Genomic DNA, 23,932 nt, shown 5'->3' with positions numbered 1-23,932 from the left:
GCACTCCCGTCGAGTACGAACTACTCTCCGCACAAGACACCATCCACGCTGCCAGTTAGCCACCGCAGCTGGAACCCAAACCGTGGGGCAGGTCACTGCAACTGCTCTCCGAGGGCAGGTTCCGGCTCGGGCTGGGCGCCGGGGAGAACCTGAACGAGCACGTGGTGGGCGGCGGCTGGCCGCCGGTGGACGTGCGGCACGAGATGCTGGACGAGGCGGTGCGGATCATCCGCGCGCTGTTCGAGGGCGGTCATGTGACGCACCACGGCGCCCACTTCGACGTGGACTCGGCCCGGCTGTGGGACCTGCCGGACGTGCCCCCGCCGATCGGCATCGCCGTCTCCGGCGAGCAGTCCTGCGCCCTCGCCGGGCGGAAGGCGGACCTGGTGATCGCCACGGAGCCCAAGGCGGGACTCCTGGAGGCGTTCGACCGGCACGGCGGCACGGGCAAGCCCCGGGTGGGACAGCTGCCGGTGTGCTACGACCCGGACCGGGACACCGCCGTCAAGCGGGCCCACGCCCAGTTCCGCTGGTTCGGGCTCGGCTGGAAGGTCAACGCCGAACTGCCCCACCCCGACTCCTTCGAGGCCGCCACCCAGTTCGTCACCACCGACGACGTCGCCTCCTCGATCCCGTGCGGTGACGACCCGGACGCCTTCGTCGAGGCCGTACGGCCCTATGCCGAGGCGGGGTTCGGGGAGATCGCCCTGGTGCAGATCGGCGGCGACAGCCAGCCGGAGTACCTGGACTGGTCGGCGAAGACCCTGCTGCCCGCGCTCCGCGAGGCCTTCGGCTGACCCGGACGGCGGAGCATCATTCGCCCGGCGGGGGTACTCGGGAGACCTACGCCGCTTTCTCGAAAGGCCCTCGTGTGAACGCGTTCGTGCACAAGACCTTGGTGGTGCAGCTGCGGGCGGGGGGCACCGACCGGTGTTCGGTGCTCGCCCACCTCAGCTACGACGCCGACGACCCGTTCGCCGTCACCGCCGTGTTCGCCTACGACGGTCAGGCACTGGCCCGCTGGCGGCTCGACCGGGAGATGCTCTCCGACGGCCTGCACCGGGCGGTCGGGGTCGGGGACGTCCGGCTGCGTCCCGTCTCCGTGGGGATGTGGCGGGAGCTGCGCATGGAGTTCCTCGGGGACGTCCGGCCGGACGGCGGCCGGCAGCGGGCCCTTGTGTCCGCGTGGGCGCCCGCGGTCGCCGCGTTCCTGCGCGACACCCATGAGCTGGTGCCGCCCGGGCAGGAGGAGTTCCGCGCCGACGACGTCCTCGCGGAGATCCTCTCCACGGGCTGAGCACCCGCGGCCGGGACGCTCAGTCGCCGGATCCGCGGGAGTAGGCGCGGCGGGCCCACAGCGGCAGGATGTACCAGCACGTCAGGTACCAGGCTACGACGGCCACGACCAGCCAGGGCACATAGCCGTGGGTGGCCACACGCAGGATGAGCAGCAGGGACGAGGTCATCGTCGCGAGCAGGAGCGCCAGACCGACGAGCGTCATCCGGGACGCCAGCCGCACCGCCTGCGGCTTGACCCGCCTGCCGGAGACCAGGCGGTGCAGGGACACCGGGCCGATCAGGGCGCCGGTCGCGCAGGCGCCGAGGACGACGGTGACGATGTAGATGACCTGGTCGGTGGGGACCAGGTCGGCGTACTTGGGCTGGAAGGCGACGGTCAGCAGGAAACCGAACAGGATCTGCACGCCCGTCTGGGCCACCCGGACCTCCTGGATGAGCTCGACCCACATCCGGTCTGCCCGTTCGTCGTCGGTCTCGTCACGCCCCGTGCGCCGGCCCTCCTGGCTCATGCGGTGCGTGTAACCGCGCGGCCGTTCGTTCAAACGGGCGTGGCGGCGCTACCAGCGATGTTCGACCCGGTCCCGGATCCGGCGGTCGTACAGGTCGCGGATCGCGGTGAACGTCTCCTCGGGCAGCGGCGGCAGCTTGGCCGCGCGCGCGTTGGCCCGGGCCTGCTCCGGGTCGCGGGCGCCGGGGATGACCGTGGTGACACCGGGCTGCTCGATGATCCAGCGCAGCGCCAGCTGGGCCGGCGTGTAGCCCTCGGGGGCGAGCGCGCCGAACTCGGCGGCGGCCTCCACCCCGGTCTCGTAGTCGACGCCGGCGAACGTCTCGCCCTGGTCGAAGGCCTCGCCGTGCCGGTTGAAGGTGCGGTGGTCGTCGGGCGCGAACACCGTGTCCTTGCGGTACTTGCCGGACAGCAGGCCGGAGGCGAGCGGGACCCGCGCGATGATGCCGACGCCGGCCTCCCGGGCGGCTGGCAGCACCTCGTACAGGGGTTTCATCCGGAACGGGTTCAGGATGATCTGCACGCTCGCCACGTGCGGCCGGGCGATGGCGGCGAGTGCCTCGGCACAGGTCTCCACGCTCACCCCGTACGCCGCGACGCGCTCCTCCTCGACCAGGGTGTCCAGGGCGTCGAACACCTCGTCGGAGGAGTACACCGGGGTGGGCGGGCAGTGCAGTTGCACCAGGTCCAGGCGGTCCACCCCGAGGTTGCGGCGGGACCGGTCGTTCCAGGCGCGGAAGTTGTCCAGGACGTAGTTCTGCGGGATCTGCTCGACCCGGCGGCCCATCTTGGTGGCCACCAGGACGTGCAGGTCGGGCCGGGTGGCCAGGAACGTGGCGATGGTGTCCTCGCTGCGTCCGTCGCCGTAGACGTCGGCCGTGTCGAAGAAGGTGACGCCCGACTCGGCCGCCGCCTCCAGGACGGCCTCCTTGTCTGCGACGGCGCCCCAGTCGGCGCCGAGCTGCCAGGTGCCGAGTCCGATGACGGAGGCCCACTGACCCGACCTGCCGATGCCGCGTTCGTCCATGGCGCCAGTCTGACATCCGGCGGGCGGCCCGCGTGGACGAGCCGCTCCGCAATGTCTGCCGACCGGGTCCCGTCCAGGCGGTGCTCCGGTCCTCCAGGCGGTGCTCCAGTGTTCTAGGCGGCGTCCCGGTCCTCGAAGTAGTGGCCGTCGTCGAGGTCCGCGAGGAGTCCGGGTTCGCGGGGTTCCCAGCCGAGCAGTTCGCGGGTCAGCGCGCTGGAGGTGGGGTTGTCGGCCGCCACGAACCGGGCGAGCCAGCCGAAGTGGCCCTCGGCCTCCTGCGGGGTGAGGCCGGTGACGGGCACGCCGAGGTGCCGGCCGATGACCCCGGCGATGTCCCGCAGCGGTACTCCCTCCTCGGCGGTGGCGTGCAGCCGGCCGCCGGCCGGTGCGGCGTCCAGGGCGAGCCGGTAGAGGCGGGCGGCGTCGCGACGGTGGACGCCCGGCCAGCGGTTCGCGCCGTCCCCGATGTAGGCCGACACGCCCTTCTTCCGGGCGACCTCGATGAGCATGGGCACGAAGGCGTGGTCGCCGCGGCCGTGCACGGAGGGGGCGAGGCGGACCACGGACGCCCGCACACCGCGCTCGGCGAGGGCGGTCGTGGCCTGCTCCGAGGCGGTCCGGTGCAGGCCGGGCGCGGGCCCGTCGGCCTCGGTGATCAGGCGCCCCAGGGCGGAGATCGCCGTGCCCGAGGTGACCAGGAAGGGGCGGCCGGAGCCGGCCAGGGCGGTGCCGATGGCCTCGACGGCCCGCAGGTCGGTGACGCCGGCCGCGGGCATGTCGGTGAAGTCGTGGACGAAGGCCAGATGGGCGACCGCGTCGGCGGCGTCCGCCGCACGGGCCAGCCCTCCGGGGTCGTCCAGGCTTCCCCGGTGGGCCTCGGCCCCGGCGGCCCTCAGCGCGGCGGCGGCGCGGTCCGACCGGGCTAGGCCGACGACCTCGTGTCCGGCGCCGATCAGTTCCGCGACCACGGCCGACCCGACGAACCCGGTGGCGCCGGTGACGAAAACACGCATGGTGAGGTGCTCCTCGAACGGTGGAAGGGGTGTGCTTCCATCCTTCGGCCGCACGCGGCCCGCCGTCCAAGGCCTGTTGCGCATCGGGCAATACGGTTCAGGCATCACAGCAGTTCAAGGCGCATATGAAGGGGTGGCGGGTGATACCTGGGCGTTACGCTCGGGGCATGCCCGACTCAGTCTCCACCGCGGAGTTCGATCTCCGGCTGGTGCGCTACTTCACCGTCGTCGCCGAGCACCGGCACTTCGGCCGTGCCGCCGCCGCGCTGCACCTCACCCAGCCGTCGCTGAGCCGTCAGGTAAGGCGGCTGGAGCAGCAGCTCGGCGCGCGGCTGCTGGACCGGACACCGCGCGGAACCCGGCTGACGGAGGCCGGCGAGGTGTTCCTGCCGCGTGCCAAGGCGCTGCTGCGCAGCGCGGCGCAGGCGGCCGCGGTGACCCGGGCGGCGGCCGAGCCGAGCCTCCTGACCGTCGGGTACATCAGCGGGCTGTACGTCACTCCGGCCGTCCGGGACATGCGGCGCAGGTTCCCGGACGCCGAGGTGCGGTCGGTGCACGTGCCCTGGCAGGAGTCGCGGGAGGCCCTGGTCGAGCACCGGGTGGACGCGCTGGTGGCCCGGCTGCCGTTCCGTACCGAGGGGCTGCGCGTCACGGTGCTCTACGACGAGCCGCGGGTGCTGGTCGTCCCCCGGGACCACCGGCTGGCCGGCAAGGAGTCGGTCACGCTGGACGACATCGCCGACGAGCCCCTGCCCCGGGTCACGGATCCGCTCTGGGACGCGTTCTGGCGCGTCGACCCGCGTCCCGACGGCAGTCCGGCGCCCGACGGCCCGTACGTCGGCGCCTTCGAGGAGAAGTTCGAACTCGTCGCGTCCGGGGAGACCCTGGCCATTGCGCCCGGTGTGTGCGGCATCGCGATCCGTCCCGACCTGGTGGCGGTCCCGCTGCACGGCGTCGAGCCGAGCCATGTCGCGCTGGCCACCCGGGCGGACGACACCAGCCGGCTGGTGGCGGCGTTCCGCGCGTCGGCGGAGGGCCTGCTCACCGGTCAGGGCGAGCGGGGCTGAGACCGGCGGAAGGCCCTACGCTCCGGTCTGTGGTGTCAACTGCGCCTGGATGGCCGGTCCGTAGCGGTCGGCGACGGAGTCCGCGTCGGTGCCGTGCAGGTGCGGGCCGCGGGCGATGCCGTACATCACGCCCAGGCCGATGAGGCCGGCGACGGCGAGTTCGGCGCGCAGGCCCGCGTCGGCGCCGGTGAGGCGAGCGGCCAGGCGTTCGGTGACCTGGGCGCGGAAGTTGGCGCGCAGCACGTCGCCGTGCTCGCCGTGCAGCGGGGCGAAGGCGATGCGCAGCAGCGGGTCGGCGCCGCGGTCGCGCTGGCTGGCCAGGACGTGCCGGACCATGTGCCGGCCGAGGGCGTCGAGCGGCGCGTCCAGCAGGTCGTCGGCGTCGGTGTCGAAGGACATGACGCAGGCGAACAGGGCGTCCTTGTTGCCGAAGTACTTAAGGATCAGCGGCGGACTGACGCCGGCTCGCTCGGCGACGGCCTTGAGGGTGATGTCGGCGTGGGCGTGCCGGGCCAGCAGGTAGCGGGCCGCCTTGAGGATCGCCGCCTTGCTGGCCTCGGCGTCGCGCCGGGCGGGGGCGGTGGCCGCGGGGCCGGGTGGAGTGCTCACGGCACTCATGCTCCCTCCATCGCCCCGTCGCGCGCGCCCCGGGAGGCGCCGCGGGCGCGGCGGACGCCGCCGGCCGGGCCGTCGCCGGGGATGGTCAGGGCCGCCGCGCAGGCGGCGAGGGCGACGGCGCCGGCCATGGCGAACGCCATGAGGTAGCCGTGCAGGGTGGGCACCGGGATCCGCCCGACGAGGCTGCTGTGGTGAACGAGGACGGCGGCGACCGCGGCGCTGGAGACGGCCTGGCCGATGGTGCGCATGAGCACGTTGACGCCGTTGGCGGAGGCGGTCTGCGCGGCCGGGACGGCGCGCAGGATCAGGGTGGGGAGTGCCGAGTAGCAGAGGGTGGTGCCGGTGGACACCACGGTGGCGCCGAGGATGATCATCCACAGGTCGCGGCTGTCGGCGATCCGGACGACGTAGCCGCAGGCGATGACGGCGGCGCCGAGGGCGAGGGTGATCCTGGGTCCGCGGGCGGCCGAGATGCGGGCGGACAGGGGGGAGAAGAGGAGCATGGTGACGCCGCCGGGCAGCAGGCACAGGCCGGTGGCGACGATGGAGAGGCCCAGGCCGTATCCGGTGGCCTTCGGTGCCTGGACGAGTTGCGCCGTGACGAGGGAGTTGGCGTAGAACGCGAAGCCGGTGAGCAGTGCGGCCACGTGGGAGAGGCCCACCCGGGGGCGGGTGACGAGGTGCAGGTCGACGAGGGGCCGTTCGGTCCGCAGCTGCTGCCACCACCACAGGGCCATGACGATCATGGTGGTGGCGAACAGCCCGAGCACGCGGGCGCTGGTCCAGCCCCACTGGCCGCCCTGGGAGACGCCGAGCAGCAGACTGACGAGGGCGACGGTGAGGCCGAGGGCGCCGAGGACGTCGAAGCGGCCGGGTTCGCGTACCGGGGACTCCTTGACCGCCCACCAGGTTGCCGCGACGCCCAGTGCGCCGAGGGCGCTGGTGAGCCAGAACATGGTGTGCCAGTCGGCGTACTGCACGACCAGCGCGGCGAGGGGGAGGCCGAGGGCGGCGCCGATGCCGACCGTGGAGCTCATCAGGGCGACCGCCGAGCCCCGGCGCTCGGGCGGCAGTTCGTCGCGCAGGATGCTGATGGCGAGCGGGACGACGGAGGCGGCTGCGCCCTGGAGCGCGCGGGCGGTGATGATCACGGCGATGTCGGAGGACAGCGCGCACATCACCGAGCCGACGGTCATCAGGGCGAGCGCCGCCGTGAGCACCCGCCGCTTGCCGTACATGTCGCCGGCCCGGCCGAGGACCGGGGTGAGGACGGCACCGGACAGCAGGGTCGCGGTGACGGTCCAGGAGACGGCGGAGGCCGACGAACCGGTGAGCCGGGGCAGGTCCGGCAGGAGCGGTACGACGACGGTCTGCATGACGGCCATGAGGATGCCGCCCGATGCCAGTACCGGGATGGTGAGCCGGTCCCGCAGCCGGGACGGGCCGGCCGGGGACTGGGGTATCGGGGCGGGGTGGTCCATCGGCGCTCCTGCGGACGGCACGGGGTGCGAGGTGAATAACAATTCACCTTATCGGGTGAATGGCTTTTCACCAACGCTTCCCGGCGCCGCCGGCTACGGGCGACGGCCGGTCACTTGGCGGACGTCGACCGGGCGTGCAGGGCCCGCGCGGCCTTGGGTCCGGCCCACCGCTTGAGCCGGCGCAGCACCTCCAGCCGCCCCACCGCCTTGTCGAGGCCGTAGTACAGCTGGGGCGGCACGTACGGCAGCAGCGGCGAGTGGCGCTGACCGAGGAGGGCGAACATCCGGTGCGGGGGGAGGTGGATGTAGCGGGGCAGGTTCTCGTACCACTGGGCGCTGTAGCGGGCCGCGCTCTGCACGGAGAGCAGGTCGGACCGGCGCCGCCGCTCGTAGGCGGCGAGGGCGTCGGGCAGGGCGGTGTGGTCGCGCAGGGCGTCGGCGAGGCACATGGCGTCCTCCACGGCGAGGGTGGTGCCGGCGCCGATGGAGTAGTGGGTGGTGTGGGCGGCGTCGCCGAGCAGGACCAGGTTGCCGCGGTGCCAGGTGCGGTTGGTGAGGGTGCGGAAGGTCGTCCAGGGCGCGGTGCCGCCGGCCGAGGGGCGCCCGATCAGCCGGTGGCCGTCGAGGACGCCGGCGAAGAGCTTCTCCAGCAGCGCGAGTTGCTCGCCCTCGTCCGCGCGGTCCAGGCCGAGCCCGGTGAAGGTCTCGGGGGCGCATTCGACGACACAGGTGCTGTGCTCGGCGCTGTAGCCGTAGCCGTAGGCCCAGATCCAGCCGTGCGGGGTCTCGACGAAGGCGAAGGTGAAGGCGTCGAAGACCTTGGTGGTGCCGAGCCAGATGTAGCGGTTGCGGCCGGCGGCGAGGTCGGTGCCGAAGTGGGCGGCGTGCCGGCCGCGCAGCAGGCTGTGCACGCCGTCGGCGGCGACCACGAGGTCGGCGTCGGTGGGCGGTTCGGTCAGCTCGCTCTCGTACTCCAGCCGTACGCCCAGCGCGCGGGCCCGGGTGGCGAGCAGGTCCAGCAGGCGGTGCCGGCCGATGCCGAAGCCCTCGTCGCCCTGGTGACGGGTGGTCAGCTCGCGGACGTGGGCGACGCCGTCGCTCCAGCACACCGAGTGCTCCTCGATCGCGGCCGCGGACTCGGGGTCGCGGGCCTGGAGCCGGTCGAGGAGTCCGCCCCAGTACGTCACCCCCCAGCCGTAGGTCGACCCCTCGGGGTTGCGTTCGTGGACGGTGATGTCGTGGGACGGGTCCTGCAGCTTGAGCAGGATCGCGAGGTACAGGCCCGCGGGCCCTCCTCCGGCACAGACGACCTTCACGCAGCACACCCCTGACAGTCACCCGATGTGGTCGATCGGCATCGCACAGTAGCAGGAGCGGGGGTGGGGTGCCGGGCTTCCGGATCGCGTCAATCCGGGTCGGTGAGCCGCGTCACCCGGGCGGGCGCCGGGCGCGAAGGATCGCCGGAAAGTGGGGCGCCACGGCAAGGAATTGCCCGTTCCGGTGGGCACCGGCTCACGGCGCGGGCAAGATCATCTTCGTTCAAATCTGTATGACATGTGGCTAATTGTCCGGATCGAGACCAACCGGGTCCGGGCGATTTCCTCCCCCGCGAAGCGTCCCGGTAGGCATGCGGAGTCACCACTCCCACACCCCCCGCAGGAGGACCCGTATGCCCGGACCCACCCGTCGCCGCGCCCTCTCCACCGCCGCCGCCCTCGCCGCGGCGGCCGGAGCCGGCACCCTGCTCGCACCCGGCGCCCGCGCCGCCGCACGTCCCCAGGAACCCGAACACCGGCACAGCGCACCGGAGTCGTTCGACGAGGTCTACCACGGCCGCCGGATACAGGGCCGCCCGGCGGCCGGAAGCGGCCACCACCACGAACACGGGGGCGGCTACGCCGTGTTCGTCGACGGGGTGCCGCTGCATCTGATGCGGAACGCCGACGGCACCTGGATCAGCGTCATCAGCCACTACGACCCGGTCCCGACCCCGCTCGCCGCCGCCCGCGCCGCGGTCGACGAACTGCGGGGCGCCGCCCTGCTGCCGTTCCCCGCCAACTGACCACCACCGACCGCCGTCGCACAGCCGATCGCACGGACGATCCGGAGCACCGCACCCATGACCGTACGCAAGAACCAGGCCGCCCTGACCGCCGACGAGAAACGGCGCTTCACCGGCGCCGTCCTCGAACTCAAGCGCAGCGGACGCTACGACGCGTTCGTCCGCACCCACAACGCCTTCATCATGGCCGACACCGACTCCGGTGAACGCACCGGCCACCGCTCGCCGTCCTTCCTGCCGTGGCACCGCAGATTCCTGCTCGACTTCGAGCGGGCACTGCAGTCGGTGGACCCTGCCGTCGCGCTGCCCTACTGGGACTGGAGCACGGACCGCACGGTGCGCGCCGCGCTGTGGGCGCCGGACTTCCTCGGCGGCACCGGGCGCGCCTCGGACGGCCGGGTGATGGACGGCCCGTTCGCCGCGGCCGCCGGCAATTGGCCGGTCAGCGTGCGCGTGGACGGCCGTACGTTCCTGCGCCGTTCGCTCGGCGCGGGCGTGCGCGAGCTGCCGACGCGGGCGGAGGTGGAGTCGGTTCTGTCGATACGGACGTACGACATGCCGCCGTACAACAGTGCCTCGGACGGCTTCCGCAACCACCTGGAAGGCTGGCGCGGGGTCAATCTGCACAACCGCGTCCATGTGTGGGTGGGCGGCCAGATGGCCACCGGGGCCTCCCCCAACGACCCGGTGTTCTGGCTGCACCACGCCTTCGTCGACAAGCTGTGGGCCGAGTGGCGGCGCCGCCACCCAGACGCCGGCTACGTGCCGACCGGGGGCACGCCGGACGTCGTCGACCTGGACGAGACGATGAAGCCGTGGAACGACGTGCGCCCGGCGGATCTGCTGGACCACACCGCGTTCTACACCTTCGACGACGAGTGATCCCGCCGACCTGATCAGGCGTCGGCGCCGCGGCACTCCGGGTGGCCCCAGCCCTGCGCGTTCTTGGCGATGGACTCGCCGGCCGCGTACCCCCGGCCGCACAGGCAGCGGCCGGGGAACTTGGCCTTGATGGTGCGGGACGACCCGCCCGACCCGCCGGCCGTCCCACCGCGGCGGGAGGTCTTCGCGCGCGGCGAGCGGGCCGGGGTGTCGGGCGAGGCCGGCGGCTCCGGGGAGCCCAGCGCGCTGCCCGCCGCCTCCTGCATGGTGGCGGCCCGGCTGGCGGCGCGGTCGGCGAAGTCGTTCAGCGGGTCGCCGTCGACCTGGTGGGCGGGGACGTAGCGGAACTCGACGGACCGGCCGTCCAGAAGGGCGTCGATGCGGACCACCAGGTCCTGGTTGGCGACCGGCTTCCCGGCGGAGGTCTTCCAGCCGTTGCGCTTCCATCCGGGCAGCCACGCGGTGACGGCCTTCATCGCGTACTGGGAGTCCATCCGGATCTCCAGCTGCACGTCCGGGTCGACGGCGCTGAGCAGCTGCTCCAGCGCCGTCAGCTCGGCGATGTTGTTCGTGGCCCGGCCGAGCGGGCCGGCCTCCCAGCGGGCCGGGGTCCGCTCGTCGTCGCCGGAGACCACCCATGCCCATCCGGCCGGTCCGGGGTTTCCCTTCGAAGCCCCGTCGCACGCGGCCACCACACGTTCACGCATGCGCCCGATCATGCCATGACCGCGCGGGCCCTCGGTCCGGGCGGGCTCAGGCGTCCTTGATCCTCGGCATCTCGCCCTCGGTGGTCGTGATGTCGATCACCGAGAAGTTGGCGCCCTGCGGGTCGCTCAGCGCCGCGAACCGCCCGAAGGGGCTGCTCATCGGGCCGAAGCGGAGTACGCCGCCCAGCTCGCCGGCGCGGGCGACGGCGGCGTCGCAGTCGTCCACGGTGAAGTAGACGTTGATGTAGGAGGGCACCTCGGGCGGGAAGTCGTCGGTCATCCGCATCCGGCCGAGGACGGTGTCCTCGCCGATGTCGAACATCCGGAAGTCGACCGCCTCGTCCTCGATCTCCTTCATCCGGTACGGGAAGACGGCGGCCAGGAAGCCGTCGGCCTTCTCGGGCTCGCGGGTGAACACCTCCGCCCAGCAGTAGGCGCCGGGGGTCGCGGTCGCCTCGAAGCCCTCGTGCACGCCCGCCTGCCACACGCCGAACACCGCGCCGCTGGGCTCGCGCGCCAGGCACATGGTGCCGAAGTCACCGACCCGCATCGGCTCCATCAGCACCTCGCCGCCGTTGGCGCGGACCTTGTCGGCGGTCGCCGCCGCGTCCGGCGAGGCGAAGTACAGGCACCACTGCGACTGGCCTTCCTGACCGGGCATGGGCGGCACCACGGCGGCCACCGCCTTGCCGTTCGCGTAGGCCTGCGTGTAGTTCCCGTACTCCGACGACGAGTCGCCGAAGGTCCAGCCGAGGACGTCGCCGTAGAACCTCTTGGCTCCCTCGACGTCGCTGAACATCGCATCGGCCCAGCAGGGCGTTCCCTCGGGTTGCACGGCCATGGTCGGGCCCTCTCGCTCGGTCCGGATGTGTCCCCGGACTTCACGCTAGCCACCCCGCCGCCGGCCCGCGCGCCGAACCGGGCGCCGCGGACGCACGGCGCCCATGATCCCCCGCGCGCGATGATCCAACCGCATCCCGCCCTTGATCGTCCCCGCTCGCGAGAGCACTGCACCGGCGCCCGGGCGTGCGGCCGCGTGCGCCGCGCCTCGCCCGACCTGTTTACGACTCCGGGGGGCGGATCCGCCCCCTTCGCGCCGTACCAGGCGCCTCCCGTGACTGTTTGGCTTGGGTCCGAGCGCATCCCCACCACGCTCACCACCGATCGATCCGGGTCCCCCCTGTTCGTTCACCGCTCCGAAGGAGGGAATGTGTCCACACCGGACAGTGCCACCGGTTCCGCCCTCGACGAACCCGCCCCCGACCCGTCCGCCGACGGCTCGCTCACCAGTCTCAGCACACGGGCGGCACGTCAGCTCACCACCACGACCAAGTCCGAACCCCAGATGCAGGCCATCACCTCGCGATGGCTGCTGAAGACGCTGCCGTGGGTGGACGTCAAGGGCGGCGCCTACCGGGTCAACCGGCGCCTCCAGCTGCGTACCGGGCGCGGCCGGGTGCACTTCGAGCAGAACGGCGCCGACGACATCCGGGTCATCCCCGAGACGCTGACCGAGCTGACGATCCTGCGCGGCTACGACGACCTGGAGGTGCTGCGGGAGATCGCCGGCCGGTTCCGGCCCCGGGAGATCCGCGCCGGACAGGTGCTGTTCGAGGCCGGCCAGCCCGTCACGGAGGCGTATCTGGTCGTGCACGGCCGGTTCACCCGGTTCACCAGCGGCAAGTACGGCGACGAGGAGATCATCGGGGTCGTCTCCGACGGCGACCAGATGGGCGACGAGGCGGTCGGCCAGACCGACCCGCTGTGGCTGACCTCGGTCCGGGCCGAGACCGCCTGCGTGGTGCTCGCGCTGCCCTGGGGCGTGGTCCAGGAGTTCACCGACCGGGTGCCCTCGCTCGCGGCGCACCTTCAGGCGTACGTGGAGCGGCAGCGCCTGCCGATGAACCGCAAGGGCGAGGCCGACGTTCCCGTGCAGGCCGGCCACGTCGGAGAGCAGACCCTGCCCGGCGGCTTCGTCGACTACGAACTCGCCCCGCGCGAGTACGAGTTGTCCCTCACCCAGACCGTGCTGCGCGTCCACACCCGCGTCGCCGACCTCTACAACGACCCGATGGACCAGACCGCCCAGCAGCTGCGCCTGACCATCGAGGAGATCCGCGAGCGCCAGGAGTGGGAACTGGTCAACAACCGGGAGTTCGGGCTGCTGCACAACGTGGACCACGGGCAGCGGATCAGCACCTTCACCGGCCCGCCCACCCCGGACGACATGGACGAACTGCTGTCGATGCGCCGCAAGACCCGGGTGTTCCTCGCCCATCCGAAGGCGATCGCGGCCTTCTTCCGGCAGTGCAACCGGCGCGGCCTGGTGCCCGGCACCGCCAGCGTCGACGGGCACGAGGTGCCCGCCTGGCGCGGTGTGCCGATCTTCCCGTGCAGCAAGATCCCGGTCGCCGGCGACCACACCAGCAGCATCATCGCGCTGCGCACCGGCGAGGCCGACCAGGGCGTCGTCGGCCTCTACCAGACCGGCATCCCGGAGGAGCACCAGCCCGGACTGAACGTCCGGTTCATGGGCATCGACTCCGCCGCGATCATCAACTACCTCGTCACGGCCTACTACTCGCTGGCGATCCTCGTGCCTGACGCGGCGGGAATCCTGGAGAACGTCCAGATCGGCCGGACGGCCGAGTGAGGGCCCGGAGCACGTCATGAACGCATCCACCGCCGCCTACCGTCTGCCCGGCCCCCCGAACCTGGCGCACAGCCTTCGGGCCCGGCGCACCGGGGCGATCCCCGGCCTGCTCTACCGGCCGGCCGTGCCCGCCGATCCCGAGAAGGTCGCCGAGGTCGACCGCAGGGTGGAGGACTGGGCCCGCCGGCTCGACCTGTTCCCGGCGGCCTGGCTGGGCGACTTCACCGGCTTCCAGTTCGGCCGGGCCGTGGTGCTCCAGCACCCGGGGGCCGCCGACCTGGAACGCCTCACGGTCGCCGGCAAGCTGCTGCTCGCCGAGAACATCGTCGACGACTGCTACTGCGAGGACCGCGGCGGCTCCGCGCGGGGCCTCGGCGGGCGGCTGATCCTCGCCCAGTCCGCCCTCGACCCGTACCACGGCATCCCGGAGCTGGAGGAGGAGTGGCGGCACGGCATGCGGGCCGACGGTCCGCTGCGCTCCTACCACTTCGCGCTGAACGACTTCGCCGTCCTCGCCACGCCCAGCCAGACCGACCGGTTCGTGCACGACGTGGCACGGCTGCACCTCGGGTACCTCGCCGAGGCCGCCTGGTCCGAGACCCGGCACCGGCCCCAGGTGTGGGAGTACCTGGTGATGCGGCAGTTCAACAACTTCCGGCCCTGCCTGTCGATCGTCGACGCGGTGGACGGATACGAACTGCCCGAGCAGGTCTACGCCCGCCCCGAGATCCAGCGGATCACCGCGCTGGCCTGCAACGCCACGACCATCGTCAACGACCTGTACTCCTTCACCAAGGAGCTGGCCAACGACCCGGCCCACCTCAATCTCCCGCAGGTCGTCGCCGCCAACGACCGCTGCGGGCTCAAGGCCGCCTATCTGAGATCCGTCGAGATCCACAACCGGATCATGGAGGCCTTCGAGGAGGAGGCGGCCCTGCTGTCTGCGACCTCACCCCTCGTGGAGCGCTACGCCCAGGGGCTCGCCGCCTGGGTCTCCGGCAACCACGAGTGGCACGCCACCAACACCCACCGCTACCACCTGCCCGACTACTGGTGAAGCCGTCACGCCCATGAAATGCCGTCATACACGCCAGGAGGAACCACCGTTGACCACCGCCCCCACCCGGACGACGCCGGCGCCGATCCCCGCCCAGTCCACGTACCAGACCCGCGTCGCGGACTACTGGAACGCCGAGGAGAACCCGGTCAACCTCGAGCTCGGCAGGATCGACGACCTGTACCACCATCACTACGGCGTCGGTGAGGCCGACCGGTCGATGCTGGAGGAGGCCGACCCGGAGCGGCGCCGGCAGCTCGTCACCGCCGAGCTGCACCGTCTGGAGCAGGCCCAGGCCGAACTGCTCGCCGGCCGGCTCGGACCGCTCTCCCCCACCGACCGGGTCTTCGACGCCGGGTGCGGGCGCGGCGGCGGCAGCGTCGTGGCCCACCTGCGGTACGGCTGCCACGCCGACGGGGTCACGATCTCCGCGAAGCAGGCCGGGTTCGCCAACGAGCAGGCCCGCGGGCGGGGCATCGACGACCGGGTGCGCTACCACCACCGCAACATGCTCGACACCGGGTTCGAGACGGGCGCGTACGCGGCCTCCTGGAACAACGAGTCCACCATGTACGTCGAGCTGGACCTGCTGTTCGCCGAGCACGCCCGGCTGCTGCGCCGGGGCGGCCGGTACGTGGTGATCACCGGCTGCTACAACGACACCTACGGCCGGGCGTCCCGCGAGGTCTCGCTGATCAACGCCCACTACATCTGCGACATCCACCCGCGCTCGGAGTACTTCCGGGCGATGGCCCGCAACCGTCTCGTCCCGGTCCACGTCGAGGACCTGACCGCCGCGACGATCCCGTACTGGGAACTGCGCAAGGAGGCCGACCACCTGGTCACCGGCGTCGAGGACACCTTCCTCGACGCCTACCGCAACGGCAGCTTCCAATACCTGCTGATCGCGGCCGACCGGGTCTGACGCCCCCTGGGCCATGGCGGCCGCGCCGGGCGCCGGACCTGATCCGGGGCCCGGCGCGGCCGCCGCCCGTGCCGGGCTACTCGCCCCGGTACGCCTTCTCCAGCGCGGCGATGTCGAGCTTGCCCATGCCCATCATGACGCTCATGGTGCGGGACGCCTTCTCCTGGTCCGGGTCGGCCACCATCTCCGTCAGCCGCCGGGGTACGACCTGCCAGGACAGCCCGTACCGGTCCTTGAGCCAGCCGCACGGGCCGCCCTCGCCGCCGTTCTCGGTGAGCTTGGCCCAGTAGTGGTCGACCTCCTCCTGGTCCTCGCAGATGATCTGGAAGGAGACCGCCTCGCTGAAGGTGAACTGCGGGCCTCCGTTCAGCGCGAGGAACCTCTGGCCGTTCGCGGTGAACTCCACGGTGAGCACGTCACCGGGCGTGCCGGGGCCGGCGTCGGTGTAGTGGGTGACGTGGCCGACGCTCGAGTTCTTGAAGACCGACACGTAGAAATGCGCGGCCTCCTCCGCCTTGCCGTCGAACCAGAGACACGTGGTGAATCCGTCGGTGGTCATGAGTACCTCCTGGGCGTGGAACCTGGTCACCTGTATCGACCGGTCCGCGCCGCGGAACTCATCGGCGCCCGGAAAACAATCCGGACGGCCCCACGGTCCGGGCCGTCGGTCAGGCGGCCATGCACAGCCCGTCGTACGGCCTGCGGGGCACGGCGGTCCGGCGTGCCCGCCGGGCCAGCTCGCCCTGGGCGCGGGACAGCAGGTCGCCGAGCCCGAGGCCGAGGGCGAGCGCCGCGGCGGCCAGGACCTCCGAGGAGGCCTCCTTGCGGCCGCGCTCGATCTCGGACAGGTAGGGCAGGGAGATCCGGGCCTCGTCGGCGACCTCCTTGAGGGTCCGCTCCTGGGCCCGGCGTTCGCGGCGCAGGACCTCACCGACCAGATCGCGCCACAGGGGCTCGCCCCGCGCTCCGGGCTCCCTCTCAGGGGCGGTCACCGGCCGCAGGGGGATCACTCGCGCTTCGTCGCTCACGCCCTCACCCTAGGGGCGCCCGGACGGCGCGGGCGCCGCGTGGCGTTCCGCTCTCGGTGGAATCACCGTGGAGCGGCGTATTCCGGCCAGGCCCGGACGGCGGGCGCATGCGTGGGGTCACCGGGGGTACCCGCCCCGTGTACGACTCAGCACACATGCATGAACCGCTGAGATCCGGGTACACGCGGCCACACGTGCAATCCGGTCAGGAGGGTCGGACGAAGGGGCCGCGAGGCCCGCTGTCGAACCGTGACTTTCGTGGGAGAGGTAATGAACACCGCCGGGATCCGGTCGGAAGCAGATGTCGTCGACAAGACCGCGGAGGACGCGACGGGCGGGGCGCCCCTGCCCGGCATCGCCGACCCCGCCTCCGTCGCCCCGCGTGACGCACGGGAGCTGTCCCGCCAGTTCTTCCGCCGGCTGACCGAGGTGGAGGAGGGCACGCACGAGTACCAGTACGCGCGCAACACCCTCATCGAGATGAACATGTCCCTGGTCCGGTTCGCGGCCGGACGGTTCCGGGGCCGCGGCGACGACATGGAGGACATCGTCCAGACCGGCATGATCGGCCTGATCAAGGCCATCGACCGGTTCGAGCTGTCGCGGGAGGTGGAGTTCACCTCCTTCGCCGTGCCGTACATCGTCGGTGAGATCAAGCGGTTCTTCCGCGACACCACGTGGGCCGTGCACGTCCCCCGGCGGCTGCAGGAACTGCGGGTGGAGCTGGCCCGGGCCCGCGAGGAGCTGTCCAGCAGGCTGGACCGGAACCCCACGGTCAAGGAACTGGCCACGCTGATGAACATCTCGGTGGACGAGGTGGTCGAGGCCCAGCTCGCCTCGAACGGGTACAACTCCGCCTCCCTGGACGCCGCACTCACCGGTGACGGGTCCGAGGACGGCGAGGCTGTCCTCGCGGACTTCATCGGTGTGGAGGAGGAGGGGCTGCGGCTCGTGGAGGACTTCCACGCGCTGGCCCCGCTGATGGCCGGGCTCAGCGAACGCGACCGGCAGATCATCCACATGCGCTTCGTCGAGGAGGCCACGCAGGCGGAGATCGGGGAACAGCTCGGCTGCTCCCAGATGCACGTCTCCCGGCTGATCAAGCGGATCATCACCCGGCTGCGGCAGGGCATGCTGGGCGAACTCGGCTGCGCCTGACGCCGGGCGTCCGGCACCGGGCGGGGCGCGCGCCTGGTTCAGGCCGTCGTGCCCGTCGTCTCAGCTCGACGTATCAGCCCGTCGCGTCCGGGCCCGCGTCCGGCCTCAGGCGGACGCGGGCCCGGACGCGCTTGCCGACCGGCACGCGCTCGACCGTGACCTCCGCGGCGATCGCGTGCACGATCTCCAGACCGTGCCGGCCGATGCGCTCGGGGTCCTTCGGGTACAGGTACGGCAGCGCGGCGCTGCTGTCGTAGACGCCGACGACGACCGCGCTGTCCGAGCCCTCCAGCTCCAGGATGTACGGGCCGTTGCTGTGCCGGTCCGCGTTGGTGACCAGCTCACTGACCACCAGTTGCACCTCCCCGTCGGTGCGGCCGTCGACGGCGGCGCACCACTCGGTCCTCAGCTGCTCCAGGAACTGTGCGGCGAAGGCCCGCGCCTCGGCGATGCAGCCGGGCTCCCCGGTGTAGTGCGTCGCGCGGCGCAGCGGTTCCACGGGTATGTCGAAGCCAGTCGGTATCACTGCCCCGCTCACGTCGTCGGTCATGCGTTTCTCTCTCGGAAGCCCGGTCCGGCCGGTGGCTGTTGCACCAGTCCTCGTACCCCGAGCCGGGCCGCGCAGTCCCCACGCGTGTTCGCCCACGGCGTGCGACGGCTCACACCACCGTGGGCGGCGGTCCCTACGACCCCGAGGACCCGGACGTCGTCGTCTGGCTGCTCGTCCCGGGAGCCGGGGAGGACGACGGCGGCCCGGAGGAGGTCGGGGAACTGGACGACGGTGACGCCGAGGTCGGGGTCTCGGACGTGGGCGCCTGGGACTTCGACGACTCGGACGGCGGCGTGCTCGACCCGGACGACTCCGACGAGGAGGAGGACGACTCGGACGAGGAGGACTCGGACGAGGCCGAAGAAGACTCGGACGACGGGGAGGAGGACGACGCCGACGGGCTGCTGGACAGCGGGCACGGCATCGGCGAGGAGCCCGGCTTCCCGGTCGTCCCCGGGCTGGCGCAGCCGGGGTGGCCCGGCGGGTTCCAGGGGTAGAGCGGGACCTTCGGCGGCTTGACGTGCTGGTCGTGGCGCCCGTGGTCGCCCCGGTGCCGGTGGAACCAGGAGTGGTGACCGGGATCGTAGATCACGAAGACCTTGATGATCTGCGGCGCGGGGGTGACCACGACGACGTTCGAGGGCCGGTACGAGGCCCAGTGGTCCCCGGTCGGCTTGGGCGTGGTCTTCAGGGCGACCGGCGGGGTCAGCGGGTTGCCGCAGGCGCAGCGGACCCGGGGGACCCCGTGTCCGTCGACGAGGACGGCGGTGCCCGCCTGGAGGACGGCCTGGTAGCTGGTGGCTGCGCCGTTGCGGTAGCCGTGGTTGGTGACACGGGTGTCCACGCGCAGCTGTACCGGGGTGAGCGAGCGGAGGTAGGCGGGGACGCCGGAGGGCTGGACGCCGGCCACCGAGGCGAACGACTTGTTCTTGGCCGGGTCGGCCTGGAAGTCCTTGATCATTTTCTCGACGTCGCAGCTGGAACTGTTCTGGGTGCCGCCGTAGAGGCCGGGGGCGCCACCGTCCACGCCGCGCACCGCGTTGGCCGGGGCGGACGAGGACTCCCCGGACGTGGGCGGCGGCGGGACGGAGCTGTCCTTCGCGGTCGACTCCGTGTAGGGGTCGGGGCCGGTCTTGGCGGCGGACTGCAGGAACACCTCGCCGCCCTTGGCCGAGGACCCGCCGTCCGGACGGGTGAAGACCACCGCGAGGACGACGGCCGCGACCACGGCAGCGGTGACGGCGGCGATTCGCGGCACGGACCTCCACCACGGCCGGTGCGGCTCGGGGCCGCCGGCCATGGAGCTGCCGCCGGGCGACTGAGGCGGCGGCCCGGCGGGAGGTGGCCGGTTGCCGCCCGACAGGGGGCCGGAGGGTGGGCCGGTGGGGCGGCCGGAAGACGGAGGTTCGACGCTCACGAGCACTTCTTCCCGTCGCTGTATGCGGCTTTTCTCACGAACATCACAATTAATCCGCTATGCCGCACTTATGCACAATCAGCCCATTGTGTGCTCCGGTTCCGGTGCGCTCGCAAGCCGACGCGGACGGCCCACCCGGCGGGCGGGGCGCCGGGTCGCTGCTTAGCGTGGCAGCGTGAGCCCTCCAACCGTCTCCGGCCGGCCGATGTCCCGCCACGGCTGGGCGCGGGCCCTCGTCCTGGTCCTCACGACGCTGGTCGCCATGTTCGTGGTCGCCGCGCTGGGGTTGTGGGCGGCGGGCGCGGCGGACCTGCCGGACGGCGCGTTCGGCCGGGTGGTGGCGGCGACGGTGGTGACGTCCGTCGGCGGCAGCGTCGAACTCGCCGGGAACGCGGGCGCGCTCGCCGAGAGCCGGGCGGGCCTGAACGTGCTGCCGCTGTCGGTGACGCTGACCGGCGCGCTGGTGCTCGGGGCGGGGTTCCTGCGTCCGCTGCGGAGGCGGGCGGTCGCCCCGGCCGGGGAGCTGGCCGGGTGGGCGGGCCGGATCGCGCTGCTGTGGCTGCTCGCGCTGATCGGTCTGGCGTTCGCGGCCCGGCAGACCTTCGCGGTGAACCTCGGCGAGGGCGTCCTCAACGACATCTCCGGCCTGTTCGGCGCCGAACCGCGGGTCGGGTTCACCACGGACGTGCCGCTGACCCTGCTGTTCGGCCTGCTCTGGCTGGCCGGAGTGCTGGTGCTGGCGCTGCTCGTCGCGAGCGGCGCGGCGGTGCCGGGCCGGTTCGCGCGCCACCAGCGCTCGGTGCGCCCGGCGGCGCAGGCCATGGTCGTCCTGCTCCTCGTCTACGTCGTCGTGGGCATCGTCGTCGCCCTGGTGACGGCGGCGACGCACGGACATGTGGCCGAGCGGTTCGCGGTGATCCTCCTCGGCCTGCCCAACGTGGTCTGGCCCGCGCTCACCATCGGGCTCGGCGCCAGTTGGAACGGCAGGGTGGACGGACCGTTCGGCCTTCCGATGCCGCACGTGCTGGACCAGGTGCTGCGTACGCCCGAGGTCTCCACGGTGAACGTGGGCACGCTCGCCGACTACGACAGCCGGTCGTGGTGGCTGGTGCCGGTGGCGGCGGTGCTGCTGCTGGCGGTGGCCTTCCGCATGGCGGCCCGGTCCCCGGCCGACGTCCGGGCCTGGCAGCACGCGGTACGCATGGCCGTCGCCCTCGCCCTGACGGTGCTCATGATCTGCCTGCTCGGCCGGATCTCCGCCCACTACGGCCTGTCCCTGTTCGGCATCGGCGACCTGGGCGGCGGCCTGTCCGGTGAAGTGTTCCTCAAGCCCCGCCTCGGGCCGGCCGTCGGACTGGGCGCGCTGTGGGGGCTGGTCATGGGCTTCCTGGGCGCTCTGCTGGCCCGGCCGCTGCACCGGCGGACCGCGGACCGCGCACACCCCGGTACGGCGGACCGGGCGCCGCGGTAGCGGGGCCGGGCGGCGGCAGAGGACGCGTCGCGAGGCCGGGACGTCAGCGTTCGCCGTCCGGGGCGACCACCCGGGTCGGGGTGTGTTCGCGGGGTTCGGCGCTCGGTTCGGGCCGGTCGGTGGCGTAGGTGCCGAGGCGGTGTCCGTCGCCGTAGAGCCAGCGCTCCTCGTCCGGGTCGTAGAGCCACATCGACTCGCCGTCGACGACGATCCCGATGCGCAGTCCGCCGGTGCGGTCCCGGAAGGACTCCCCGTCCAGCCCGCCGGCGGCCAGCTCGGCCACCGCGGCGCGGTAGCCGGCCAGCGCCTCCGTCACGCGGTCCAGCAGGGGCTGCGGGTCGGCGGTGGTGCCGGCCGGGTCCGGGGTCGCGGGCGGGTCCCGGGGCACGGCGACGAGCAGGCGGCCGTCGACCCAGGCGCCCCAGCCGTTGGCGCACCGGATGCGGGCCCAGTCGCCGAGCCACTCCTCCAGCAGCACGGGCAGCAGGGCGTCGAGGGACACGGTGGACCGTGCCGGATCGGGCTCCTCCCAGGCGGGCATGCCGTTCGGGGGGACGACATGCGTGGGCCGGAAGCCGGGGCTCGGCGTCGTCATGGCGGCGCCTACTTCCGCATCACGGCGGGTTCGGCGCGGCGCAGCAGCCGGGCGACCAGCGAGGCGAAGACGGCCGACAGCACCAGGAGCATCGCCAGGTCGAGCAGCCAGATCCCGGCCGAGTGCCGGAAGAGGGGGTCTGCGGTCAGCCTGCCGGGCACGAGCCGGGCGAGTCCGACCGTGCCGGCCATGGCGCCGAGCGCCCAGCGGGAGGGCACCAGCCAGGAGAGCTGTTCGAGGCCGGGCACCCCGTGCAGTCTCAGCAGCGCCCCGCAGAAGACGACCTGGACGATGGCCAGCAGCACCAGCAGCGGCATCGTCACCTCCTCCTTGCGCACCAGGGCGGAGACCAGCAGCCCGAGCATCATCGCGGTGAAGGCCAGCAGGGCGACGGCGAGGATGATCTCGGCCAGGGCCGGCAGCAGCACTCCGCGGCCACCGGGGACGCCCAGGTCGACGCCGAGCAGGGCGACGAGGGTGAGGACGACGGCCTGTGCCACCGTGATCGTGCCGAGGACCACCACCTTGGACATCAGGTAGGCCGATCTGGACAGGCCGACGGCGCGTTCACGCCGGTAGACGGCGCGTTCCTTGACGAGTTCGCGGACCGCGTTGGCCGCGCCGGTGAGGACTCCGCCGACGCACAGGATGAGCAGCGCGTTCATCGCGGTCTGCTGGGTGAGCCGGCTGCCGGCGAGAGCCCTGGCCATGGCGCCCATCACGAAGGGCAGGGCGATCATGACGGCGAGGAAGGTGCGGTCGGCGGCGAGGACGGCGGCGTAGCGGCGGGTCAGGGTGGAGAGCTGGGCGCCCCAGCTCCGCGGCCGGGGCGGCGGCACGGGGGCGACCGCGCTCTCGCCGGGGTGCCGTGGCTGGGTGGTGGACTCGGTGACGTAGCGGCGGCAGTGCGGTGAGTCGCGGTACTCCCCCGCCCAGTCGCGGTCCCGGTCCCGGTCGAACGCCTCGAACGCCTCCGGCCACTGGGTGAAGCCGAAGAAGGCGAGGGCGTCGTCGGGCGGGCCGTAGTAGGCGGTCCGGCCGCCGGGCGCGAGCACCAGGAGCCGGTCGCAGACGTCGAGGCTGAGCACGCTGTGGGTGACGACGATGACGGTGCGGCCGTCGTCGGCGAGGCCGCGCAGCATGTGCATCACCGAGCGGTCCATGCCGGGGTCGAGGCCGGAGGTCGGCTCGTCGAGGAAGAGCAGGGAGGGCTTGGTGAGCAGTTCCAGGGCCACGCTGACCCGCTTGCGCTGCCCGCCGGAGAGGCTGTGCACGGGCTGGCCGGCCCGCTGTTCCAGGCCCAGTTCCCGGATCACCTCGTCCACGCGGGCCCGCCGCTCGGTCTTCGCGGTGTCCTGCGGGAAACGCAGTTCGGCCGCGTAGGACAGCGCGGCCCGGACGGTGAGCTGCGGGTGCAGGATGTCGTCCTGCGGGACGAGCCCGATGCGCTGACGGAGCTCGGCGAAGTCGTGGTAGAGGTCGCGGCCGTCGTAGAGGACCGTGCCGCGGTCGGCGGGGCGCTGGGCGGTGAGGGCGCGCAGCAGTGTGGACTTTCCGGCGCCGCTCGGTCCGACGACGGCGAGCAGGCACTTCTCGCCCACCGGGAAGGAGACGTGGTCGAGGAGGATCTTGCGGCCGCCGTCCACGGCGACGGTGAGGTCCTGCACGTCGAGGGAGACCTCGCCGGTGTCGACGTACTCCTGGAGCACGTCGCCGGACAGGGAGAACGCGAAGTGGCCGACGCCGACGATGTCGCCGGGGCCCACGGGGGCGCGGGTGACGGGGCTGCCGTTGAGGTACGTGCCGTTGTCGCTGCCGAGGTCGACGATCTCGTACGTGCCGTCCGGGTGGGCGCGCAGTTCGGCGTGCCGGCGGGAGACGGTCAGGTCGTCGACCACCAGGTCGTTGTCGTCGGCCCGGCCGATGCGGACGCCGCGGGCGGGCAGCGGCCGTACGGTGGTCGGCTGCCGGAAGGTCCCGGTCAGGGCGGGCATCGAGACGGTGGCCGGGCGGTCCGGGGCGGGCGGGTCGGGACTGACCAGGACGCCGCGGGGGCCGTCGGCGGGGCTGCCGAAGTGGAGGACGGTGCCGGGGCCGACGCCCCACTCCTGGACGCGGCGGCCGTCGGCGTAGGTGCCGTTGGTGCTGGACGCGTCGGCCAGCAGCCAGTGGTCGTGGTCCCAGCGGAGCACCGCGTGGTGCCAGGAGACCCGGTCGTCGTCGAGGACGATGTCGCTCAGCGGGTCCCGGCCCACGTGGTAGTCGTGGCCCGGGGTGATCACTGTGGAGGCCCTGTCGGTCTCCAGCACGAGTTCGGCCGCCGTCGCGGCGACCGGCCGCTCCACCATGGCCAGAATTTTACCGATACGACCGGGTATGCGCCCCCTTTGGGAGCGGCGTACGGGCTGCTTGCG

23 protein-coding genes and 1 pseudogene are annotated in these 23,932 nt (G+C 72.5%); 10 read left to right on the top strand and 14 right to left on the bottom strand.

Going from position 1 to position 23,932, the window contains the following annotated elements; genetic code table 11:
* Positions 1 to 92: 92 nt before the first annotated feature.
* Together ABZ854_RS28640 and ABZ854_RS28635 are read left to right on the top strand one after the other, a co-directional pair.
* Positions 93 to 797 (top strand): annotated as a pseudogene (locus ABZ854_RS28640) (TIGR03557 family F420-dependent LLM class oxidoreductase); the annotation flags it as partial.
* A gap of 74 nt (positions 798 to 871) precedes the next feature.
* Positions 872 to 1,297: an SsgA family sporulation/cell division regulator gene (locus tag ABZ854_RS28635; RefSeq protein ID WP_361216161.1), complete on the top strand. Its 426-nt coding sequence runs from the start codon at positions 872 to 874 to the stop codon at positions 1,295 to 1,297.
* 19 nt (positions 1,298 to 1,316) lie between these two features.
* On the opposite strand, the gene ABZ854_RS28630 is transcribed toward ABZ854_RS28635, so the two are convergent.
* The 3 genes from ABZ854_RS28630 to ABZ854_RS28620 all read right to left on the bottom strand — a co-directional run bounded on the left by ABZ854_RS28630 (position 1,317) and on the right by ABZ854_RS28620 (position 3,847).
* Positions 1,317 to 1,808: a DUF6328 family protein gene (locus tag ABZ854_RS28630; protein ID WP_361216158.1), complete on the bottom strand. Its 492-nt coding sequence runs from the start codon at positions 1,806 to 1,808 to the stop codon at positions 1,317 to 1,319.
* A gap of 48 nt (positions 1,809 to 1,856) precedes the next feature.
* A complete protein-coding gene (locus tag ABZ854_RS28625; protein ID WP_361216155.1) occupies positions 1,857 to 2,834 on the bottom strand; it encodes an aldo/keto reductase in 978 nt (325 codons plus the stop codon).
* 113 nt (positions 2,835 to 2,947) lie between these two features.
* Complete coding sequence (locus tag ABZ854_RS28620) at positions 2,948 to 3,847, bottom strand: SDR family oxidoreductase (protein ID WP_361216152.1); 900 nt, start codon at positions 3,845 to 3,847, stop codon at positions 2,948 to 2,950.
* A gap of 167 nt (positions 3,848 to 4,014) precedes the next feature.
* On the opposite strand from ABZ854_RS28620, the gene ABZ854_RS28615 reads away from it, so the two are divergent.
* On the top strand, positions 4,015 to 4,914 hold the full coding sequence (locus ABZ854_RS28615; protein WP_361216149.1) for a LysR family transcriptional regulator: 900 nt from the start codon (positions 4,015 to 4,017) through the stop codon (positions 4,912 to 4,914).
* 15 nt (positions 4,915 to 4,929) lie between these two features.
* Here the strand turns inward: ABZ854_RS28615 and ABZ854_RS28610 are convergent, their stop codons facing one another.
* From ABZ854_RS28610 to ABZ854_RS28600, 3 genes are all read right to left on the bottom strand, one after another.
* Positions 4,930 to 5,532, bottom strand: coding sequence for a TetR family transcriptional regulator (locus ABZ854_RS28610; RefSeq protein WP_361216146.1), 603 nt, complete (start codon positions 5,530 to 5,532; stop codon positions 4,930 to 4,932).
* Entirely contained in the window at positions 5,529 to 7,013 is a 1,485-nt protein-coding gene (locus tag ABZ854_RS28605) for an MFS transporter (RefSeq protein WP_361216144.1), read from the bottom strand. Before ABZ854_RS28605 ends, ABZ854_RS28610 begins: the two co-directional genes overlap by 4 nt.
* Positions 7,014 to 7,123: 110 nt before the next feature.
* Positions 7,124 to 8,329: an FAD-dependent monooxygenase gene (locus ABZ854_RS28600; RefSeq protein WP_361216142.1), complete on the bottom strand. Its 1,206-nt coding sequence runs from the start codon at positions 8,327 to 8,329 to the stop codon at positions 7,124 to 7,126.
* A 353-nt stretch (positions 8,330 to 8,682) separates the two neighbouring features.
* Here ABZ854_RS28600 and ABZ854_RS28595 point away from each other — a divergent pair, with 353 nt between their 5' ends.
* The gene (locus ABZ854_RS28595; RefSeq protein WP_361216139.1) at positions 8,683 to 9,075 is read left to right on the top strand and encodes a tyrosinase cofactor; all 393 of its coding nucleotides are present in this window, start codon (positions 8,683 to 8,685) and stop codon (positions 9,073 to 9,075) included.
* 57 nt (positions 9,076 to 9,132) lie between these two features.
* Entirely contained in the window at positions 9,133 to 9,957 is an 825-nt protein-coding gene (locus tag ABZ854_RS28590; protein ID WP_361216136.1) for a tyrosinase family protein, read from the top strand.
* 14 nt (positions 9,958 to 9,971) lie between these two features.
* On the opposite strand, the gene ABZ854_RS28585 is transcribed toward ABZ854_RS28590, so the two are convergent.
* Together ABZ854_RS28585 and ABZ854_RS28580 are read right to left on the bottom strand one after the other, a co-directional pair.
* Positions 9,972 to 10,676: a ribonuclease H gene (locus tag ABZ854_RS28585; protein WP_361216133.1), complete on the bottom strand. Its 705-nt coding sequence runs from the start codon at positions 10,674 to 10,676 to the stop codon at positions 9,972 to 9,974.
* A gap of 34 nt (positions 10,677 to 10,710) precedes the next feature.
* On the bottom strand, positions 10,711 to 11,505 hold the full coding sequence (locus ABZ854_RS28580; protein ID WP_361216130.1) for a VOC family protein: 795 nt from the start codon (positions 11,503 to 11,505) through the stop codon (positions 10,711 to 10,713).
* A 369-nt stretch (positions 11,506 to 11,874) separates the two neighbouring features.
* Here ABZ854_RS28580 and ABZ854_RS28575 point away from each other — a divergent pair, with 369 nt between their 5' ends.
* The 3 genes from ABZ854_RS28575 to ABZ854_RS28565 are packed head-to-tail and all read left to right on the top strand — an operon-like array spanning position 11,875 to position 15,299.
* Positions 11,875 to 13,317 carry a family 2B encapsulin nanocompartment shell protein gene (locus tag ABZ854_RS28575; protein WP_361216127.1) on the top strand — a complete coding sequence of 481 codons (1,443 nt, stop codon included), beginning with the start codon at positions 11,875 to 11,877 and terminating at the stop codon, positions 13,315 to 13,317.
* A 16-nt stretch (positions 13,318 to 13,333) separates the two neighbouring features.
* Positions 13,334 to 14,374, top strand: coding sequence for a family 2 encapsulin nanocompartment cargo protein terpene cyclase (locus tag ABZ854_RS28570; protein WP_361216124.1), 1,041 nt, complete (start codon positions 13,334 to 13,336; stop codon positions 14,372 to 14,374).
* Between the two features lie 49 nt (positions 14,375 to 14,423).
* Entirely contained in the window at positions 14,424 to 15,299 is an 876-nt protein-coding gene (locus ABZ854_RS28565; RefSeq protein ID WP_361216122.1) for a geranyl diphosphate 2-C-methyltransferase, read from the top strand.
* A 76-nt stretch (positions 15,300 to 15,375) separates the two neighbouring features.
* Here ABZ854_RS28565 and ABZ854_RS28560 read toward each other — a convergent pair whose 3' ends face one another.
* Both ABZ854_RS28560 and ABZ854_RS28555 read right to left on the bottom strand, forming a co-directional pair.
* The gene (locus ABZ854_RS28560) at positions 15,376 to 15,858 is read right to left on the bottom strand and encodes a VOC family protein (RefSeq protein WP_361216119.1); all 483 of its coding nucleotides are present in this window, start codon (positions 15,856 to 15,858) and stop codon (positions 15,376 to 15,378) included.
* A gap of 109 nt (positions 15,859 to 15,967) precedes the next feature.
* On the bottom strand, positions 15,968 to 16,309 hold the full coding sequence (locus ABZ854_RS28555) for a helix-turn-helix transcriptional regulator (protein WP_361216170.1): 342 nt from the start codon (positions 16,307 to 16,309) through the stop codon (positions 15,968 to 15,970).
* A gap of 288 nt (positions 16,310 to 16,597) precedes the next feature.
* Here ABZ854_RS28555 and ABZ854_RS28550 point away from each other — a divergent pair, with 288 nt between their 5' ends.
* A complete protein-coding gene (locus tag ABZ854_RS28550; RefSeq protein ID WP_361216167.1) occupies positions 16,598 to 17,485 on the top strand; it encodes an RNA polymerase sigma factor SigF in 888 nt (295 codons plus the stop codon).
* Between the two features lie 73 nt (positions 17,486 to 17,558).
* Here the strand turns inward: ABZ854_RS28550 and ABZ854_RS28545 are convergent, their stop codons facing one another.
* Positions 17,559 to 18,035 carry an ATP-binding protein gene (locus tag ABZ854_RS28545; protein WP_361216116.1) on the bottom strand — a complete coding sequence of 159 codons (477 nt, stop codon included), beginning with the start codon at positions 18,033 to 18,035 and terminating at the stop codon, positions 17,559 to 17,561.
* Positions 18,036 to 18,168: 133 nt separating this feature from the next.
* Positions 18,169 to 19,452: a DUF6777 domain-containing protein gene (locus ABZ854_RS28540; RefSeq protein WP_361216113.1), complete on the bottom strand. Its 1,284-nt coding sequence runs from the start codon at positions 19,450 to 19,452 to the stop codon at positions 18,169 to 18,171.
* A 205-nt stretch (positions 19,453 to 19,657) separates the two neighbouring features.
* Here ABZ854_RS28540 and ABZ854_RS28535 point away from each other — a divergent pair, with 205 nt between their 5' ends.
* Entirely contained in the window at positions 19,658 to 20,923 is a 1,266-nt protein-coding gene (locus ABZ854_RS28535) for a streptophobe family protein (RefSeq protein WP_361216164.1), read from the top strand.
* A gap of 43 nt (positions 20,924 to 20,966) precedes the next feature.
* Here the strand turns inward: ABZ854_RS28535 and ABZ854_RS28530 are convergent, their stop codons facing one another.
* On the bottom strand, positions 20,967 to 21,518 hold the full coding sequence (locus tag ABZ854_RS28530) for a hypothetical protein (protein ID WP_361216110.1): 552 nt from the start codon (positions 21,516 to 21,518) through the stop codon (positions 20,967 to 20,969).
* Positions 21,519 to 21,526: 8 nt separating this feature from the next.
* Positions 21,527 to 23,866, bottom strand: coding sequence for an FHA domain-containing protein (locus tag ABZ854_RS28525; protein WP_361216107.1), 2,340 nt, complete (start codon positions 23,864 to 23,866; stop codon positions 21,527 to 21,529).
* Positions 23,867 to 23,932: the final 66 nt, after the last annotated feature.

It is taken from the genome of Streptomyces sp. NPDC047028 (assembly GCF_040644095.1).
Classification (GTDB): Bacteria; Actinomycetota; Actinomycetes; order Streptomycetales; family Streptomycetaceae; genus Streptomyces.
The sequence above is the reverse complement of the archived record's forward strand: the minus strand, read 5'-3'. Positions and strand labels throughout refer to the sequence as shown.